This window comes from Pseudarthrobacter quantipunctorum, assembly GCF_045291495.1.
GTDB lineage: Bacteria > Actinomycetota > Actinomycetes > Actinomycetales > Micrococcaceae > Arthrobacter > Arthrobacter quantipunctorum.
The window spans coordinates 882,512-899,341 of record NZ_CP148033.1 but is presented as its reverse complement, the minus strand read 5'-3'; the positions used below and the strand labels follow the sequence as shown (position 1 = coordinate 899,341).

Here is a 16,830-nt window from a genome sequence, read left to right as displayed (position 1 = left end):
ACGCTCTATCACCTGATGCGGGGTTAACCGGAACGCTCTATCACCTGCCGCCCAAAGCCGGACGAAAAGGTGATAGAGCGTGCCCGAGAAACCGGTGTTAAGTGATAGAGCGTCGCCGAAAAACCGGCGTTAAGTGATAGAGCGTTGCCGTGGGGCTTAGGCGTCCGTGCGGAACACCTGGATCACGGACGGGCGGGGCGCGCGCGCCTGGCCGGGTGCCGGCGTCGTGCCCTGCGCGACGTAGTCCGGGAAGAAGGAAACCTGCGCGTCAAAGGTGCCGTCCTCGCCCGGGTGCTGCACCGCAACGAACACGGTGCGCTCCTCGTCGTGGATGATCGGGCCGCAGGTCTCGGCGTCGCGCGGAACGGCAAGGAACTGCTCCACCTTGCCGCGTTCGGCGCCGTCCAGGGTGACCTTGAACAGGCCGTCCGCGCGGCCGATGCCGGAGGGAGCGCCGTCCGTGGAGATCCAGAGGTTGCCCACGGAGTCGAACGCCAGGTTGTCCGGGCAGGAGATGGGCGAGACCTTGTCCACCGGGAAGCCGGAGAAGTAGGTGACGTCGCCTTGGGCCGGATCGCCGCAGACCATAAGCAGGTTCCAGGCGAAGGTGGTGGAGGTCTGCCCGCCCGTTTCGGTGATCTCCACGATGTGGCCGTCGCGGTTCTGGTTGCGCGGGTTGACTTCGGTGGCGCCCTCGTTGGCCCCAACGCCGCGGTTGGAGTTGTTGGTGCAGGCCACGTAGACCTTGCCGGTGTGCAGGCTGGGCTCTACGTCCTCACAGCGGTCCATCTTGGTGGGTCCAACCTTGTCGGCGGCCAGGCGGGTGTACACCAGGACCTCCTCGACGGTCATGCCCGGAACAGCAGACGCACCGTCCACCACCAGCGGCAGCCACTCGCCGATGCCGTCGAAGGCGCCGTCGGCGGGGACAGCCCCGGTTCCGGTGATTTCGGCGGCCGGCGAGTTGCCCGTGAACCTGGCGACGTAGAGGTTGCCCTCGGACAGGAGGGTCATGTTGTGCTTGCGGTCGCCCTCGCGGTACTTGTCCTTCGAGACGAACTTGTACAGGTAGTCGAAGCGCTCGTCGTCGCCGGAGTAGGCCACAACGTGCCCGGACTCGGCGATGATCACGTTGGCGCCCTCGTGCTTAAAGCGGCCCAGCGAGGAGTGCTTCTTGGGCTTGGAGGTGGGGTCGAACGGGTCAACTTCCACGATCCAGCCGAAGCGGTTCGCCTCGTTCTCGTACCCGGTCTTGCGGGTGTCCCAGCGGTCCTCGTCCAGTTCCCACTGGCGGGCGGTGGGCTTGCTGGTAATGCCGTAACGCTTGTCCCCGGCAGAGGTGCCGTTGCCGACGAAATAGCCTTGGAAGTTTTCCTCACCGGACAGGATGGTGCCCCAGGGGGTGGTGCCGCCGGCGCAGTTGCCCAGCGTGCCCTTGATAAGGCGGCCGGTAGGGTCTTCCACGGTTTTGACCAGCGATGAGCCGGCGGCGGGACCGGTCAGTTCGTACACGGTGTTGTTGAGGTAGCGGCGGTTGAGCGGTGCGCCCTTGACGTACGTCCACGGCTTGTTCTTGTTTTTGCGCTCCAGCTCCACCACGGAGAGCCCGTGTGCGGCTGCCCCCACAGCGCGCATCTGGTCCGCGGGCATGGTTGCCGGGAACATGATGTTCTCGTTGGTGTACTCGTGGTTGGAGAAGAGCACCGCGCGGCGGCCCTTGCTGCCCGGGATCTCGAGGATGTCCGTGTAGTCATTGTTGTAGCCGAACTGCTTCTCCTGCGCGGCGGCCGTCTGGTTGAGCAGGTCGAACTCCGGCGCGCCGTTGAAGATGGGGTCACCCCAGCGGATAACGGGCTGCCAGGTGAAGCCCTCCGGGACGGTCACGGCGTCCACAGCGGCATCGATCGACGGGATGGCCGTGAACTGCAGCTTGGACTTACCGAAGCCTTCCTTCGCGGCCCTGGACAGGCCGGCGGCGCTTGCGGATTCTGGTGAGGTTGCGGCGGAACCGAGGACGACGGCGAGCGCACCGGCGGCGCCGAAGCCCAGGGCGGCGCGGCGGGACATGGTGGCGGAGGCGATGTCACGGAAGTAGCTGTTGGAGCTGGTGTTGCAGACGTCGCCGGCGCAGGCGTTGTCGCACTTCAGCGCGCAGGTGACGGCGCTGCGCTTGCCCTTGGTGTGGCCGAGCATCGGCAGCAGGGTGAACTTGCGGGCAGTCGTTTCAGACATGGGGGCCTTCCAAGGAATTTCTATGAGGTCCCGCCCACCCTGTCAGCCGGTTTCTACGCGCAGGAGTATGCCGGGTGAAGTTCCGGTTAACCGCGTGTGACCTGCAGAAACGTGAGAGAGGGTGCCAGGAAAACCCGCATCAACAGAGAGAGGGTGCCAGGAAAACCCGCATCAACAGAGAGAGGGTGCCAGGAAAACCCGCATCAACAGAGAGAGCGTGCCAGGAAAACCCGCATCAACAGAGAGAGGGTGCCAGGAAAACCCGCATCAACTGAGAGAGGGTGTCAGGGGGCCAGGAGTGCGTGGACGCGGCGCAGGCGTGCCAGCCACCAGTCCCGGCGTTCCCCGGATGCCGCATACCGCTCAAGCAGCCCGGCGTCGGCGGAAACGTCGCGGAGGCGGATGGCGCCGTCGTCGGCCACCAGGGGATCCGTGGTGATGTCCGATTCAAACAGGGACACCGTCCCCAGCCCGCACGCATACGGCAACTCGGGCAGGGCGGCGGCCAGGGCAAGGCCGGCGCGGATGCCCACCGAGGTGTCCAGCGCGGAGCTGACGACGGCGGGCAGCCCGGCCTGTGCCACGATGTCCAGCGCGCGCCGCACTCCCCCGAGCGGCGCCACCTTGACCACCAGGAGGTCGGCCGCGCCGGCCCGCGCCACGCGCAGGGGGTCAGTTTCCTTGCGTACACTTTCGTCCGCAGCGATCAGCACCGGGGTGCCCGCGGTCCGCTGCCGGCGGCGCACCTCAGCCAGTCCGTCGATCGTGGGGACCGGCTGCTCAGCGTATTCAAGCCCGACGCCGGCAAGCCGGGTGAGCGCCTCGACCGCCCCGGGCACGTCCCAGCCGCCGTTGGCATCCACGCGGATGGCGGCGTCCGGCAGCGCCGCGCGCACGGCAGCAACCCTGGCTACGTCATCGTCGAGGGTCTGGCCGCGCTCGGCGACCTTGATCTTCACGGCGTCCACGCGCCCGAAGCGCGCCAGTACGTCGGGCACGCGGTCCGCGGGCACGGCGGGGACGGTCGCGTTGACCGGGATAACGGAACGCAGCGGCGCGGGGAACCCCTCCCAGGCAGCCTCGATGGCGGCAGCCAGCCAGCGGGACGCCTCGGCATCGCCGTATTCCGGGAACGGGCAGAACTCGCCCCAGCCTGCCGGGCCACGCAGCAGCAGCGATTCGCGCTCCATGATGCCGCGGAACTTGACCCGCATGGGCAGGCTGACAACGTGGGCGCCGGCCAGGAGTTCCTCGAGCGCGGGCAGGTGCGGCGGGGAGGCAGGCATGGATCCAACTGTACAAGCGTCCGGAAATGCGCGACTTTTGGCGCGTTCCCATCCCGGGCTCGTGGCCATCACGCGGGTTCAGTTTCGGCACCATCGCAAACGTCACGCATTCCGGTCACGGGGCGGGGTGGGCAGGTCCCAACGTGCGGCTGGATCCCAGCTTTGTGTGACACGCTTAACCCGATGACTTTTCAACGCCAGGCAACGAGCAGGACCGCAGCCGAACCCGCAACGGGGTCGGGTTTCCTGTTCGTGCTAGCCACGCTGGCGTGCGTGGCCGGGCTGGTGGCCACCTACTACTACTTTGTCCAGACCACCACTGGCCAGTTCATTGATGAGTCCGCGCTGGTGGAAGCCGTGGAGCTGCACGGACCGGCGGGCAAGGCGACCACCAAGTTCCTGGACCTGCTGCCCACGGTCTCCCTGGTGATGGCCGCCGTCGTGGTCCTGTTTGTGACCGTGATCCGGAAGCACTGGGCGGAGGCCGGGATAGCCGTAGCCGCCTGCATCGGTGCGAACATAGCCACGCAGGTGCTTAAGGATCTCCTGCCGGCCCGCCCGGACAAGGGCGTGGTGACCCTGGAGCTGAACTCACTGCCCTCCGGCCACACCACGCTGGCGGCGTCGGCGGCGGCTGCGGTGTTCCTGATGGCCTCGCCGCGCTGGCGTCCGATGGCCGGATTCGTCGGCGGCACGTTCGCCATCGCATCAGGGGTGTCCACGCTGATCAACCAGTGGCACCGCCCTGCGGACGTGGTGGCGGCGTTCCTGCTGGTGGGCGCGTTCATGATTCCTGCAGGCTGGCTCATCGTCCGGCGCGGGACGTGGAATGCGTGGGACGGCTTTGGCGGGCACATCGGTTCGGCCCGGATCTGGCTGACCCTGCCGGTTTTCATTGGGCTGACGTCTGCTGCGGTGGCGCTGTACTCGCTGGCGCGCATTGCCCCGAGCCCCTGGCAGGAGACCAGCACCACCCACTATTTTTGGGCCGGCATCTCACTGATTGTGATCGCCGGGTACCTGGCCACTGTGGCCACGACATCCCTGTTCGCATACGCCGCACGACGACGGGTCCCGGCAAGGCGCTGAGGCCACCAGTCCCGGGGAAGACCGCGGAGTTTTCCCCTGCGCCGCACGGGCACGGGCGGGGCCGAAACAGCGTTCAGAACCCCACGAAACCTTGACCGAACCTTGACGTATTACTGGTGAGTATTTTGATGGGCCCGGTAGATAGTAGTGGCTATCAGGAGACGGGCGGCAGCGGCCAGGCGGCAGGCCAACCAGCTGGAAGGTTCCGCAGCCCATCACTCTCCTGGCGGAGTTTTGAAGTGGGCCCCGCCAGGTATCAGCAGCCTTCCGCCCGGCTCCTGGCAGCCGTGAGACGGCGAGCGCGTTGGTCCCCCTGCAACCGGACCGCGCGCTCCTCAAACGTCCCGGCGCCGCCCTTCCCCCCAATGGCGGCGCCGGGATTTCCACGCTTGTGCCGGGTCAGTCTTCGGCGGGTTGCCCGGGACTGATGGCGGTGCCCAGCACGTGGGCCCAGGCGGGCGACAAGGGGCCTACGGCAAAATTGAAGCGCCGGCTGCCTACCGGCGCAAAGCCAGCCTCCCCAATGGCCGCCACGGTGTCCCGGTTGGGATGGCATCCGCCGGCGAACCGCTGCCAGGCAGGGGCCAGCACGTCCTCCACCGCAGCGATCAGCCGGTTTTCCGAGCGGACGTGTTCGTAGAAGGCAAGGGTTCCACCGGGACGAAGGACGCGCCGGATCTCGGCCAGCACCGGGGCCTGTTCGCTGACGCTGCACAGGACCAGGCTGGACACCACGGCGTCCACGCTGGCATCCGCTGCAGGAATGTGCTCGGCGGCTCCGGCGCGGACCGTCACGGGCACCGGGGCGGAGGCTGCCCTGGCGGCGGCGATGCCCCTGAGGTAGTCGTCCGGTTCGATGGCCAGCACGTGGGTTACGGCCGGCGGGTACAGCGCGAAACTGGACCCGTCGCCCGCGCCGATTTCGACGACGAAACCGCGCAGCCCGCCCATCAGCTCACGCCGGTGTTCGGTAGCGCCACGGCGGTTCATCTCCCCGACCACCCGGGCGTAGGCCCTGGCGAAGCGGGGATGCTGCAGTTCCGCCGGCCCGCGCTCCCCTGCGGGGTCCGTTTCCTGGCTGCCGCCGGTCACGCTGCTCAGTTCGCCGGGCCGGCGCTGCCACCAAGGCTGGCGAGGGCCGCGCGGAGGCGCGTGTCGGCGTCGTCCGCTACTTCCTTGACCGCAGGGTTGTCGCTGAGCTGCACCATGGTCTGCGGGTCGATTGCCTGGATGGTAGTTTCGCCGGCGTCGGTGCTGCGGCGGACCACCACGTTGCAGGGCAACAGGGCACCCATGTCCGGATCGGCGGCGAGGGCACGGCTGGCAAGATTCGGGTTGCAGGCGCCGAGGATGACGTAGTCCCCAAGGGATGCGGCGGCTTCGGCGCCCAATTTGGCCTCGAAGGTGGCGCGGACGTTGATCTCCGAAAGGATGCCGAAACCCTGCTCTGCCAGGGCGTCCTTCGCCTGCTGCAGCGCCTCGTCCCAGGCAAGCGGAACGGTAATGGTGTGCGTGTAGCTCATGAGGCCTCCTCAGGCGGTTGCTGCTACTGATGGGTACGCCGCCATCGTATACCCCCGGGGGTGTTTATGGCTACGGGGGTCCACGGCCCGCCGGCACTCGTCGCATCGGCCGTCAGCCGCGGAGCCGCTAACCACCCATACGGACATGGACGGTAGCATGAGGGCATCGGATCAAAGGAGATGTCGTGGTAGAGCAGGAACCCCAGTTCAACATTCCAGAACCGGTGCGGGCGGCCACTCCTGATGCGGTGCAGGCGCATCTTGACCACGAAATCGAACAGCACGTTAAGTCCTACGAAGCGCGGTCAAAATCAGAGATTTCGGCGCGCATCCGGGAGCTTGACCGCGAGTGGGACATCGAGCGCCTGCTGGAGCTCAATGCCTCTTCCCTTGCCCTCACCGGCAGCGTGCTGGGTGCGGCCGTCAACAAGAAATGGCTGGCGCTGCCGGCAGTTGTCCTCACCTTCCTTGTCCAGCACGCCATTCAGGGCTGGTGCCCGCCCATCCCCCTTTTCCGGCGCCTGGGGGTTCGCACCCGCAAGGAAATCGATCTGGAAAAGTACGCCCTCAAAGTCCTCAGGGGCGACTTCGGCAACGCCAGGTCCGACGCCGATGACGCCCTGGACAGCGCCGGAAGATAGCAGGCCACCTCGGCGCCATATGGCCGCAACCCACGGAACGTTGTATCAAGGGCACACTCTTGTTGGCATCCCGGGGTGCTGTATCGTTTCCAGACCTTGGAGTTGCAGGAAAAGCCACCGGCTGCACACTGACCGCCGCGATCGGAACACTTGTTCCAGCAACCAGCAACGCCTTTAGCGCACATTAGGACCCCACCACGCCCGGCCGCCCCGGCTCGTACAGATCAATGATGGGCAGGTGCCCGTCAGTACGGATCGCGTCGCCGCCGCCGTTGCGGTGGTGGTAGCCGCTGGAGTAGTTGAGGATGACGTGGACCGATTCCACCGCGTCGGCAGCCTCCAGCGTGGCGATGATGAAGTCCCGCTCCTCATCGGTGCGGTCGGCGATCTTGTGCGTGATCTGGAAGGTGAACAGGGACAGCCCCACGCTGCGGTCGTACGTGCCCGCGCCCACCCAGTCCACGGACAGGCCGCCGGGCAGCATCCATCCGGGCGGACACTTCCAGAAGCGGACATGGTGCCGCTTGCGCGGGTTCCCGTCGATCTCGCGCTGGAACGCCAGGTCCTGCCGGTTGCCGAACACATACAGCGAGCTGACGGGCGCTGCCGGATAGCTGCGGCCCAGGACAGTGGAGGTGAGGGTGTGCCAGGCAGTGGCCGGGGTGATGGGGTCGGCCTCCACCCAGCCGGCGGTGCGCATGGCCCGGCGCAGCTCCTCCTCCGTCCCCACCACGGCGAGGTTCACCGGATCGCCGAGGACGCCGTCGCCCGTCCTGGCCCTGCCAATGAAGTAGTCAGGGATGTAGAGGCTGCTCAGGATCTTGTGGACGCGCGGCAGCAGCGCATACGCCAGGACCAGCCAGACGGGCAGGAACACCCACGCCTGCTCGGGACCGCGCGAAAGCCGCGACAGCAGGAAAAACCACACAGCCCAGCCGACGGCGACAGTCACCACCAGGTACAGCACCCGCTGCAGCACCGCCAGGACCGTGGCCCACCTGCTTTGCCGCCGTTCCACCGCGTTGCTGGAGCGCGAGTGGTCGGGTTCCTGCGGCACGGCCTGGCTCCCGTTCACACCAGATGTCATGCCCACGTCCTCCCGGCCCCGGCATTTTTATTGCCGCACATCAGTACCGGCCCATATTACGTCCCGGCGCGCGGTGAATCCTGGCAGCGCCGGCGGTATTCACCCGCCGCCGTCGGCAAGCAGGAGCCTGCACCACGCATCGGTAAGCCAGCCGGCGAACTGCTCCGGCGTCCAGCCGCGCTGGTCCACCAGCAGCACCCAGTACTCAGGGCCGTTCATGCTCCATACCGCGTCCGCCAGTTCTGCCGAGGGCCGGTCCGTGCGCAGCTCGCCGGTCAAAGAAAGGTCCGCAATGAATTTCCGCATGTTCGCGGCCCGCCTGTCGGAGATTTGTTCCCACAGCTCGGCGCAGCCATGGTCTGTGCCGGCGGCATCCCTTAACGCAACATAAACCGGCGCCAGCCGCGGCTGGATCACGGCCAGGGCATGGGCATAGATGGTGATTTTCTCCCTGGCCGTCTTTGCCTCACGCAACCGGAGAACGTAATCGCGCTGCTCAGCGGGAACCGCCTGGCCGGTCCCTGAGATGGCACTTTCAACCACCTCACGCAGCAGGTCCGGCTTCCGGCCAATGGCGGCATAGACGGTATCGACGGCGACTCCCGCACGCCGGGCGATGGCATTCACGGTGGTGGAACGGTACCCGTCCCGCACAAACAGTTCCCGGGCTGCGGCAAGTACCGCGTCCCGGGTGGCGGACGCCTGCTCTTTCCTGCGAAGGGAGTTGTAGCGGCGGGCAGAGGGATTGACTTCACTCATGGCCGGTCCTACCCTTTATTCATCCGAAGCAGTTTCGGATGAATTGTAGCAGGGCGCCAGGAGCGGCGGTGCGGCAGCTCAAGGCGGGAAGGCAGGGCATCATGCTGGCCGAAAGCTTCGACACCGTGGTGATCGGCGGCGGCCAGGCCGGCCTGGCTATGGGCTACCACCTGGCCAGGCTCAAGCGCTCTTTCGTCATCCTGGACGCAAACCCGCGCACGGGCGATAGCTGGCGCAACAGGTGGGACTCGCTCCGGCTGTTCACGCCAGCCCGGTACGACGCCTTGCCCGGCAGCCGCTACCCTGCCGCGCCCTGGTCCTTCCCAAGCAGGGAGGACTTCTCCCAGTACCTCAGCGGCTATGCCACTGAATTCTCCCTGCCCGTGCGCAATGCCATGCGCGTCACCGGGCTGCGCCGCAACGGCCAGCGCTTCGTGATCGAGGCAGATGGGCAGCGCTTCGAGGCCGCCAACGTGGTGGTGGCCACCGGCTGGGACCTGCAGCCAAAAATTCCTTCCTTCGCCGCCGGGCTCAGCCCGGACATCCGGCAGGTGCATGCAGGCCAATACAAAAACCCTGCGCAGCTCTCCCCCGGCGCCGTCCTGGTGGTGGGAGCCGGCAATTCCGGCGCGGACATCGCGCTTGAGGTGTCCCGGACACACCAGACGTACCTCTCCGGCAGGCACCCCGGCGAGCTTCCCTGGCGGATCGACGCTCCGGCTTCCAGGCCGCTGACCCTCGCCGTCTTCTTCGCTTTCCGCCATCTCCTGACGCGGCGCACTCCTTTGGGGCGCAAAGCGCGGCCGCAGGTGCTGGCCCACAGCGGCCCACTGATCCGCGTGAAGGACCGCGACCTCGCGGCGGCCGGCGTCCGGCGGGTCCCCAGGACGGAGGGGACGCGGAACGGCCAGCCGCAACTGGCCGACGGACAGACCCTCGCAGTATCCAATGTGGTGTGGTGCACCAGCTTCCGCCCGGAGACCGCCTGGATCCACCTTCCGGTCTTTGAGGCAGGCGGCGAACCGCTGCAGGACCGCGGCGTAGCCCGCAACCAGCCGGGGTTGTTCTTCCTGGGCTCACTCTTCCAGCACTCGCTGGCATCCTCGATGATCCACGGCGTGGGCAGGGACGCCGCCTATCTTGCCCGGTATATTGCCGCCCACAGACCGGCTGCTCCGGAAACCTCAGCGGAAACATCCCCCGGCAGTGCGGCGCCACGCGAATCCGCACCCAGCTGAACTGCGTTCAACCGGTCACGGCTCGTCAAGGTTCAGCTGCTCAACAATGATCCGCGCCGTCTCAGAATCACCCAAAATCCTGAAGTGGCCAGCGGTGGGCAGCTCGATGTTGGTGGCGCCGGGGAGGACGCTGCCCTCCGGAATGTGCGGATCAAACGGCCCATAGATGGAGGTGATGCGGCTGTTGATGGTCTCCTCGCGGGCCAGCTCGAGCGTCAGGGCGTTGCGCGGCGAAAAAATCCGCAGGGTGGGCAGCAGCATGTACCTGGCGTAGCGCGAGCCGGAGAACGGCGTGCATACCGTGACCATCCGGGAAATGCGGTGCTCGGGGTCCAGGTTGAGCATGGTGTATTTCCCGATCAGCCCGCCCTTGCTGTGCGCCACGATCGCCGCGTCCCGCAGCCCCGCCTCTTCCAGGTGCTGCGCCACCATCCGCGCCGCCACGGGAACGTCCAGTTTGTTCCGCTGCAGCACGGTGACCACATGGACGGGATGGCCTTCGTCGTGGATGGCCCTGATGAGCGGCATCATGAACTGCCAGTTTTCGTACACTCCGGGAATGATGAGCACCGGGGTGCGGTGGCCCTGGTGGAAGGACCCCGGCTGTACCCGCGACACCAGGCCCTGGATTTGGCAGAGCGCGGCGTAGGCATAGTCCTGCGCCCACCACACGGCTTTCTGCAGCGGACTGATGCGAGTGCTCACGTCCCGTTCACCCATCTGTCGAGGATAGCGCGTCAGTAGTTGCGGCGGTGCTTCAGCCGGGGAATAACGACGGCGAACACGGCTGCCGCCGCGAAGCCCAGGATGCCCGTGGCTGAGACCCCCGCGCCCAGGGTGGCAAGGGCCGTCACCCCGGAGAGGAGGACGGGACCGCCGGTGGACCCGGCGTCGGCCATGAACCGCCACAGCCCCAGGAACTGCCCGCGGCCACGGTCCGGCGAGAAGTCCGCCCCAAGCGTCATCACCAGCCCGGAGCTGATCCCGTTGCCGAACCCGATCAGCAATGCCGCCAGCAGCAGCCCCATAAAGGAGCCGGTCAGCGGAATCAGCAGCAAAGCGGTCCCCATAATCAGTGTGGAAGGGACGGCCACAAACTGACGGCCTTTCCGGTCCATGAGTTTGCCCGCGGGATAGAACACCAGCATGTCGATGGCTCCGGACAGCCCGTAGATCAGGGAAGCCGAGGTGGCGTCCATGCCCAGGTGGTCCGCCCACAGCGGGATGACAACCTGCCGGGACGAGCGCAGCGCGCTGAGCAGGAGGATCCCCACGCCCAGCGAAAGGAACACGCCCGCGTGGGACACCGCAACGCTCCGCAGCGTGGGCTCCGGACCCTTGTGGCCGCCGTCGGGCGCTGGAGCAACGGCAAGGTCCGGAATGGTGAGCGACAGCAGCGCGGCGGCTGCCATGGCCACCACGCCCACCCAGTAGGCGCCGCTGATGCCGGCGAACTGCATCACCGCCGCGCCCAGGAACGGACCGATGAACACACCGATCCGGTTCACCCCGCCCAGTGTGGACAGCGCACGTGCCCGGAATTCCACGGGCACGGCCTCGGTAAGGTACTTCTGCCGGGCCAGGCCAAACACGGCACCGGACATTCCGACGACGGCCATCGCCGCAGCGAGCAGCCACAGCCCGTCCGGAACCAGCGACGTCAGCCCCGCGGCCGCGAGCGCCAGGCCGGCTGCGACGGCGGCGCCCACGATTGACCAGCGCTCACCGAATTTGAGGGTCACCAGGGAGGCCGGCAGGTTGAAGAACCACGATCCCAGCCCGATCAGGGTGACAATCAGGGCAGCCACGGCCACCGACGCACCCAGATCGCGGGCAGTCAGGGCCACCACCGGCAGGATGGCGCCCGTTCCTATCCCGTACAGCAGCGTCGGCCCGAACGCGGCCACAGCTATGCCGCGCAGGCTGAAGGGCTCGGGATCATCGGGGGAAGTCATCAGATTTATTTTATGGCCAGTCGGAACGCCATCGATGTCCGGTCCCTGGGACTAGCTTCCGCCCTGCGCAGCAGCCAGATGCGCCCCGTCTGGGATCAGCAGGGAGCTACCGTCGGGCCCGCTCTCGGGAGCCTCCCGGGGACCTGAACAGGGCCACGATTTCCACGAGCACACCAATGATCGAACCCGCGATTCCCAGCCCCAGCATCACTCGCGCCACCACGGGCCAACCCGACCAGCTGTCCCCGAAGTCGAAGGGGAAGACCTCCCACAGGCGGAGGACGGCGGCAAGCCCTATTCCCAGGACCACCAGGTTGCCCAGCGCCATGATGCCCCTATTGCGGATCACCACAAAGATGAGGTTCGCCACGATGCCCGCGGTAAGTGACGCGTTGATGATGCCGAGCACGCGGGTCATGTCCGAGGTCAGGAACGGCAGCACCTGCCAGCCCGGCCAGATGTTGATTCCCCATAACATCGCGGTGTTGACCAGGGCAGAGCCAACGTTGCCGCCGCGGCTGGTCACCGTCTTGTCAGCCATGCAATCTCCCCGAGCCACTGATGGGCCGGCACAAGTGAATCCTGCGGCCTGTCATCAGGGTGCCATCGGCCCAACGCCGCATGGAAGTGCCGAAGGTCCCCGGCCGCCGAGGCAGCGCGCCGCCCCAGCGGCTTGAGGCCTGGCGTCAGCGCGCAGGAACTGCTCCTGCGGACCCATCCCGGGCCTCGCTGCGCAGCACTGCACGGTTCACAACCACCGCTGCCGGGTCAACGCAAATCCGGGGGTCACAAACGCCCCGCGGAGGAGTAGCGTTCGCCTTATGGGGCGCTGATCCGCGCCCGTACCAAAGGGGAGGTCATTCGATGGGTGAAGTGTGGATCCGAACGCTCGGCAACGGGCTGGTCCGGGCAGACAGGGTCACCGAAATTTCATCCACCCGGGGGTCCCTCCAGGAGGACCAGGGCTATTCGCTGAAGGTCATCGTGGACGGCAAGGGCCACGTGCTCATTGACGACGACGAACTGCAGGGCTCGCTGGCCGACCGGCTGGAATACGCCCGGCACGTGGAGGACGCCCTGCTGCTCGCCATGGACGAGGCCAAGGACAGCGACACCGCCGTGGTCATCTCCTATGAGCCCGAGCGCGAGCGATGGTCCGCGGCGCCGGTCACAGTGTTAGCCGGAAGGCTTTCCGAAGCAATGGGGTGAGACGGCGGCCGTTTCCCCTGTTCGACGGCGGGCGGTTCGACGGCCGCGGTTGCACAAGTACGACGGCGGCAGGCACCGTGGTGCCGCAGGTTGCGGTTCCTGCAGGGCCGTCCACGCGGGCAGCCCGCTTGTTCCGGTGCGCGTCGATCACAAAGCCCAAACGCTGTAATAAATGGCCTTATGTTGCGTGGATCACATTCAGTACCTACTCTGGTTGAGGCTGATGCAAACGGCCATAAGCAAGAAGCTGCAGCGTCGCAGCCAATGCCGGGGAAGGCTTTACATTTTGAACTCTAAGCTCAACGTTGTTGTCCGTGTAGATCTCGACCACGCTAGGGCCCAGGTGATTGCAAAGGGGCATGTCACCGTCCACAGCGTCAATGCACTGTATGTAGTAGTCAAGCGTGCCAATTCCTTACACGAGGGCTTGGGCGTGGAACTGGACATTTCCCATGCCCGGGTGGACCAGGAAGCGCTGGAAATGCTCCATGCGTCCTCCGAAACACACCACCTGCCCGCCAGGATCGATCCGCAGCAGGCGCCGTGCACCATCAGTGTCCTCGCTCCGCGCACTGCGGCCCGCAGGACCCACGCGCCGGCACTGATCGCCGCATAGGCACCCAGCGCAACGGCACCCGAAGAGCCCAATCGTCGGGCCAGGGTGCCAGCCGCAAACTTTTTCTTCAAGATGTCCAGTGACTGCGAGTGCAGCTGTATCCGAATAGACGGGTAGCTGCCCTCCCGGTTCGCTGGAACCCTTTGACCCGCCGCCCGGGAGTGCAGCCTTTCCTGACTCCAGCGGCTTGCGGTGAACCCTACGTCAGTACTTTGGCCAGTAGTCCGGGTTGAAGCCGCTGGGGCTCGGAGGCCTGGGCGGGTCCTCCCATGGGCCGGAAGGAGCTCCGGGCTCCTGTTCACTTTCCGGCCCGGGCTCCTGCCCGCTTTCGGACTCGGGCTCGCGCTGCGGAGGCTTGTCCTTCCCAGGCTCGGGCTGCCGGGGTTCCTCGGATTCGATCTTGTTGTGCGCCATGTCGCTCCCACAAGGACCGGATGGCCCACTGCCAGACCACTTCCAGCGTAGGATCCGGGACGCCCGCCATGTCAAGGTGTCCAACTCCCCTACTTGGCGGCCTGTTCGCTCCCCAGCACGTACAGGGGCTAGGTACTTTCCCCTATTCCTCCACGAACTCCAGCAGGTCGCCGGGCTGGCACTTCAGCACCCGGCACATGGCTTCGAGGGTGCTGAAGCGGACGGCCTTGGCGCGGCCGTTTTTCAGCACAGCGACGTTGGCGGGCGTCAGGCCAACGCGCTCGGCGAACTCCCCCACACTCATCTTTTGCCTGGCAAGCTCAACGTCGATGCGCACCACAATAGGCATCAGATCACCGCTTCCATATCCGCCCGGAGATCAGCAGCCTGCCGCAGCAGTGCGCGCAGCACCACAACCACCAGGCCCAGGGCGGCCCCGGCCACGAGGACCAGGAACAGCAGGAGCGGCACCCCGGGATCGTCGGCATTAAGGACGACGACGGCGGAGAGCGCCGCGAGCATGGTCCAGCCGGCGGCGATGGCCCAGACAATGGCATCCACCCACACAAAGGCTCCTCTGCTGAAGATGCGGTCGTTCTTGACCAGTGTCAGCAGTTTCCAGGTGCCCACGATCACCACCTGGACGCAGGCCACCTCCAGGATAAAGAAGATGGTGAGCGGCCACTGAAGGTGGGCTCCGTCCGGGTTCTCCTGCGCCATGTGTGCGAACTGGCCGGGAATGGACATGACCTGGAACAGGAGCAGCAGCAGGAACGCCACCACAAGGACGATCCGGAGGGCGGTAACTGCCAGGCGGGTGAGTTTCATATATCGAGTTTCAGCTACTAGCTATCGAAAGTCAATCGATAAATGCTGATAGTTGAGCAACCGTCAGGGAGCCAGCTGGTCCCGGCGGAACCGAAGCTCCCTCCGGGCACCGTTGAGGGGCGATCCGGTAAAGGGCAGGGCGTCCAGATCTATGTCCGCTGACGCTTTAAGGGCCAGGGCGTTGGCGGCTGCCGCTGCCCGAGGGGGCAGTCCGATGGCAGCCGCGAACTCCTGCCAGTGCCTGGCCTTGAGCCCTTTGACCTTGCCGGCGAGGGGAAGCGCCATGCTGTCGTCACCGTAGAGCAGGGTGCATGGGATGTCGTACATGGGGGCCACTGCCCAACTGCCGTTCCTGCCCGCCAGGACGGCGGCGTTCTTGGCGTGCAGGTCCCCGTTTCCGGTGAGCCAGGCGAAGACGAACTGCAGGTAGAGGTTGCGAACCGCCACAGCCTTGGCCTTGCACAGTCCGGCCAGCGCCAGCACCAGATGCTCGGAGGTGACTGCGTATTTGGACGCCGGCGGCAGGTTCATCACCTGCGCCCCGTCCTCCAGCGCCAGGCGCACCAGGCCATCGGAATGGGCACGGTCGAACCGCTCCACCAGCAGCCCGGGCATGCCGCGCCTGTCAGTGACCACGCTGTGCCTGGCCACAGGGATCTTCAGGGCTTTGGCGCCGGTGAGATGGGCTGCCTCGTTCAGGACCAGATGCGGGTAGCTGGGGGGATCCAGCTTGAGCAGGTAGCGGCGGTTGGCGAGCGCCAGCGGAGTGGTCATCATGGAGGCGCTTGCCTTGTGCTGCACGCCGGGCAGCCCGTGTGGGTCCACTGCGTCCGCCAAGTATGCGAAGTCCAGGTCCTCCGGGCGGGATGTGTCCGCCAGCGGCCGCTGTTCCACCAAAGGCTCGCCGACCGGGACAACCTGCACGTCGCCCGGCATGTCTGCACCCACGGCCAGGAGGAGGCTTAGCTCGTCGCCCAGGCTCGTCTTAACGGCGTCCTTGAGCACGGTGAGCCGGTGGCCTTCCGGCAAAAGCCCGGAGAAGAAGGCCGGGAGCGCACCGCTGGGCGATTCCACCAGCTCGGTGGAAAGAGGCAGCGTTGTCGCCACGGGGCGCGCGCCGGCAGCAAGGTATTCATCAGTGTAGGAAAAGGCCACACTGCCGCGGTCCGTGCGGGAAAGGTGCCCGGCCAGCGCCCCGGCCTTGTAGACGTCGGCGCCGCGGACGAACTTCAGGCGCTGCAGGTCTTCAGTCATCAGCGGCCCGGAGGTGGAGCCCCACAGCGTTGGCAGCGGCGGCCACAGTGCCCAGTGACGGATTTCCCGTCCCGGTTTCAATGGCGTGGATGGTTCGGGAGGACGTGCCTACCAGATCGGCCAGCGTTCCCTGGGTTATGCCGGCTTCCCTGCGGGCACGCCGGATGCTGGCTCCAATGGCCTGAACGTCTTCCATCATTGCCTTTCCGCAAAATCTTGCTGATTAACAGCCCGCCAACCATGAGGATCCTCCACCAGCGGTGAAACCGCAATATATTGCGCAAATGCGGGCAGGATCCCGTTTGCCAGCCAAGCAAGCCGAGTATCGGAAGTATCTTTCCGAATTCGCCGTTTCCAAGCCAGACGTAGGGACCGCCCCGTGGGAACCGGTGGATCGGTCCAGCCGGTCCTTGGCTGATCTTGAGGCAATCCTCGCCGGTCCTTGATCCCTCCACCGCACACTGGTGTGCGAGGGGCCTGAAACATAAGGCAGCAGCAGCTGGGGTCTGGGCCCGGCAACAGGCCAGGGCCGGCGGCGGAGGCGGCGGAACAGCGTGGTTCAGCAAATAGCCGCCGGCCCTCCCCCTCGCTCCCGCCATCGGCCCGGGCACCTGGCAACGGGCTTCGCACAGGCATAGGCACGGGCCTAGACATGGGAATTTGGCATTGGAAAGTAAGGGGCCCACGGCCACCCCCTGG

General features: G+C 66.3%; 18 protein-coding genes. 5 read left to right on the top strand and 13 right to left on the bottom strand.

Features of this window, described 5'->3' with window-relative positions; genetic code table 11:
• Nucleotides 1-156: 156 nt before the first annotated feature.
• Both WHH00_RS04095 and WHH00_RS04090 read right to left on the bottom strand, forming a co-directional pair.
• Nucleotides 157-2,232 carry a PhoX family protein gene (locus tag WHH00_RS04095; RefSeq protein ID WP_406636773.1) on the bottom strand — a complete coding sequence of 692 codons (2,076 nt, stop codon included), beginning with the start codon at nucleotides 2,230-2,232 and terminating at the stop codon, nucleotides 157-159.
• A gap of 284 nt (nucleotides 2,233-2,516) precedes the next feature.
• Nucleotides 2,517-3,518 carry an o-succinylbenzoate synthase gene (locus tag WHH00_RS04090; RefSeq protein WP_406636771.1) on the bottom strand — a complete coding sequence of 334 codons (1,002 nt, stop codon included), beginning with the start codon at nucleotides 3,516-3,518 and terminating at the stop codon, nucleotides 2,517-2,519.
• Nucleotides 3,519-3,701: 183 nt separating this feature from the next.
• Here WHH00_RS04090 and WHH00_RS04085 point away from each other — a divergent pair, with 183 nt between their 5' ends.
• Entirely contained in the window at nucleotides 3,702-4,607 is a 906-nt protein-coding gene (locus WHH00_RS04085; protein WP_406636769.1) for a phosphatase PAP2 family protein, read from the top strand.
• Nucleotides 4,608-5,006: 399 nt separating this feature from the next.
• On the opposite strand, the gene WHH00_RS04080 is transcribed toward WHH00_RS04085, so the two are convergent.
• Complete coding sequence (locus WHH00_RS04080) at nucleotides 5,007-5,699, bottom strand: class I SAM-dependent methyltransferase (RefSeq protein WP_406636767.1); 693 nt, start codon at nucleotides 5,697-5,699, stop codon at nucleotides 5,007-5,009.
• A 5-nt stretch (nucleotides 5,700-5,704) separates the two neighbouring features.
• On the bottom strand, nucleotides 5,705-6,130 hold the full coding sequence (locus tag WHH00_RS04075) for a DUF302 domain-containing protein (RefSeq protein ID WP_406636765.1): 426 nt from the start codon (nucleotides 6,128-6,130) through the stop codon (nucleotides 5,705-5,707).
• 185 nt (nucleotides 6,131-6,315) lie between these two features.
• On the opposite strand from WHH00_RS04075, the gene WHH00_RS04070 reads away from it, so the two are divergent.
• Entirely contained in the window at nucleotides 6,316-6,771 is a 456-nt protein-coding gene (locus tag WHH00_RS04070; protein ID WP_406636763.1) for a DUF2892 domain-containing protein, read from the top strand.
• 184 nt (nucleotides 6,772-6,955) lie between these two features.
• Here WHH00_RS04070 and WHH00_RS04065 read toward each other — a convergent pair whose 3' ends face one another.
• Nucleotides 6,956-7,858 carry an LssY C-terminal domain-containing protein gene (locus tag WHH00_RS04065; protein ID WP_406636761.1) on the bottom strand — a complete coding sequence of 301 codons (903 nt, stop codon included), beginning with the start codon at nucleotides 7,856-7,858 and terminating at the stop codon, nucleotides 6,956-6,958.
• Nucleotides 7,859-7,957: 99 nt separating this feature from the next.
• Nucleotides 7,958-8,617 (bottom strand): TetR/AcrR family transcriptional regulator, encoded by a 660-nt coding sequence (locus tag WHH00_RS04060; RefSeq protein WP_406636759.1) that lies wholly within the window; start codon nucleotides 8,615-8,617, stop codon nucleotides 7,958-7,960.
• A gap of 68 nt (nucleotides 8,618-8,685) precedes the next feature.
• Here WHH00_RS04060 and WHH00_RS04055 point away from each other — a divergent pair, with 68 nt between their 5' ends.
• A complete protein-coding gene (locus tag WHH00_RS04055; RefSeq protein WP_406636757.1) occupies nucleotides 8,686-9,855 on the top strand; it encodes a flavin-containing monooxygenase in 1,170 nt (389 codons plus the stop codon).
• 15 nt (nucleotides 9,856-9,870) lie between these two features.
• On the opposite strand, the gene WHH00_RS04050 is transcribed toward WHH00_RS04055, so the two are convergent.
• From WHH00_RS04050 to WHH00_RS04040, 3 genes are all read right to left on the bottom strand, one after another.
• Entirely contained in the window at nucleotides 9,871-10,575 is a 705-nt protein-coding gene (locus tag WHH00_RS04050) for an esterase/lipase family protein (protein ID WP_406636755.1), read from the bottom strand.
• Nucleotides 10,576-10,592: 17 nt separating this feature from the next.
• Entirely contained in the window at nucleotides 10,593-11,810 is a 1,218-nt protein-coding gene (locus WHH00_RS04045) for an MFS transporter (RefSeq protein ID WP_406636753.1), read from the bottom strand.
• A gap of 106 nt (nucleotides 11,811-11,916) precedes the next feature.
• Nucleotides 11,917-12,351: a hypothetical protein gene (locus WHH00_RS04040; RefSeq protein WP_406636751.1), complete on the bottom strand. Its 435-nt coding sequence runs from the start codon at nucleotides 12,349-12,351 to the stop codon at nucleotides 11,917-11,919.
• 323 nt (nucleotides 12,352-12,674) lie between these two features.
• Between WHH00_RS04040 and WHH00_RS04035 the strand changes: the two genes are divergently transcribed.
• Nucleotides 12,675-13,019, top strand: a complete 345-nt coding sequence (locus WHH00_RS04035) for a hypothetical protein (RefSeq protein WP_406636749.1) — start codon at nucleotides 12,675-12,677, stop codon at nucleotides 13,017-13,019.
• A gap of 286 nt (nucleotides 13,020-13,305) precedes the next feature.
• Nucleotides 13,306-13,635 (top strand): hypothetical protein, encoded by a 330-nt coding sequence (locus WHH00_RS04030; protein WP_406636747.1) that lies wholly within the window; start codon nucleotides 13,306-13,308, stop codon nucleotides 13,633-13,635.
• Nucleotides 13,636-14,191: 556 nt separating this feature from the next.
• On the opposite strand, the gene WHH00_RS04025 is transcribed toward WHH00_RS04030, so the two are convergent.
• From WHH00_RS04025 to WHH00_RS04010, 4 genes are all read right to left on the bottom strand, one after another.
• Complete coding sequence (locus WHH00_RS04025; protein ID WP_406636745.1) at nucleotides 14,192-14,398, bottom strand: helix-turn-helix domain-containing protein; 207 nt, start codon at nucleotides 14,396-14,398, stop codon at nucleotides 14,192-14,194.
• Entirely contained in the window at nucleotides 14,398-14,877 is a 480-nt protein-coding gene (locus tag WHH00_RS04020) for a DUF2975 domain-containing protein (protein ID WP_406636743.1), read from the bottom strand. Before WHH00_RS04020 ends, WHH00_RS04025 begins: the two co-directional genes overlap by 1 nt.
• Before the next feature lie 63 nt (nucleotides 14,878-14,940).
• Nucleotides 14,941-16,131 carry a type II toxin-antitoxin system HipA family toxin gene (locus tag WHH00_RS04015; RefSeq protein WP_406636741.1) on the bottom strand — a complete coding sequence of 397 codons (1,191 nt, stop codon included), beginning with the start codon at nucleotides 16,129-16,131 and terminating at the stop codon, nucleotides 14,941-14,943.
• The gene (locus WHH00_RS04010) at nucleotides 16,124-16,330 is read right to left on the bottom strand and encodes a helix-turn-helix transcriptional regulator (RefSeq protein ID WP_374200971.1); all 207 of its coding nucleotides are present in this window, start codon (nucleotides 16,328-16,330) and stop codon (nucleotides 16,124-16,126) included. The genes WHH00_RS04015 and WHH00_RS04010 overlap by 8 nt, the downstream gene beginning before the upstream one ends.
• Nucleotides 16,331-16,830: the final 500 nt, after the last annotated feature.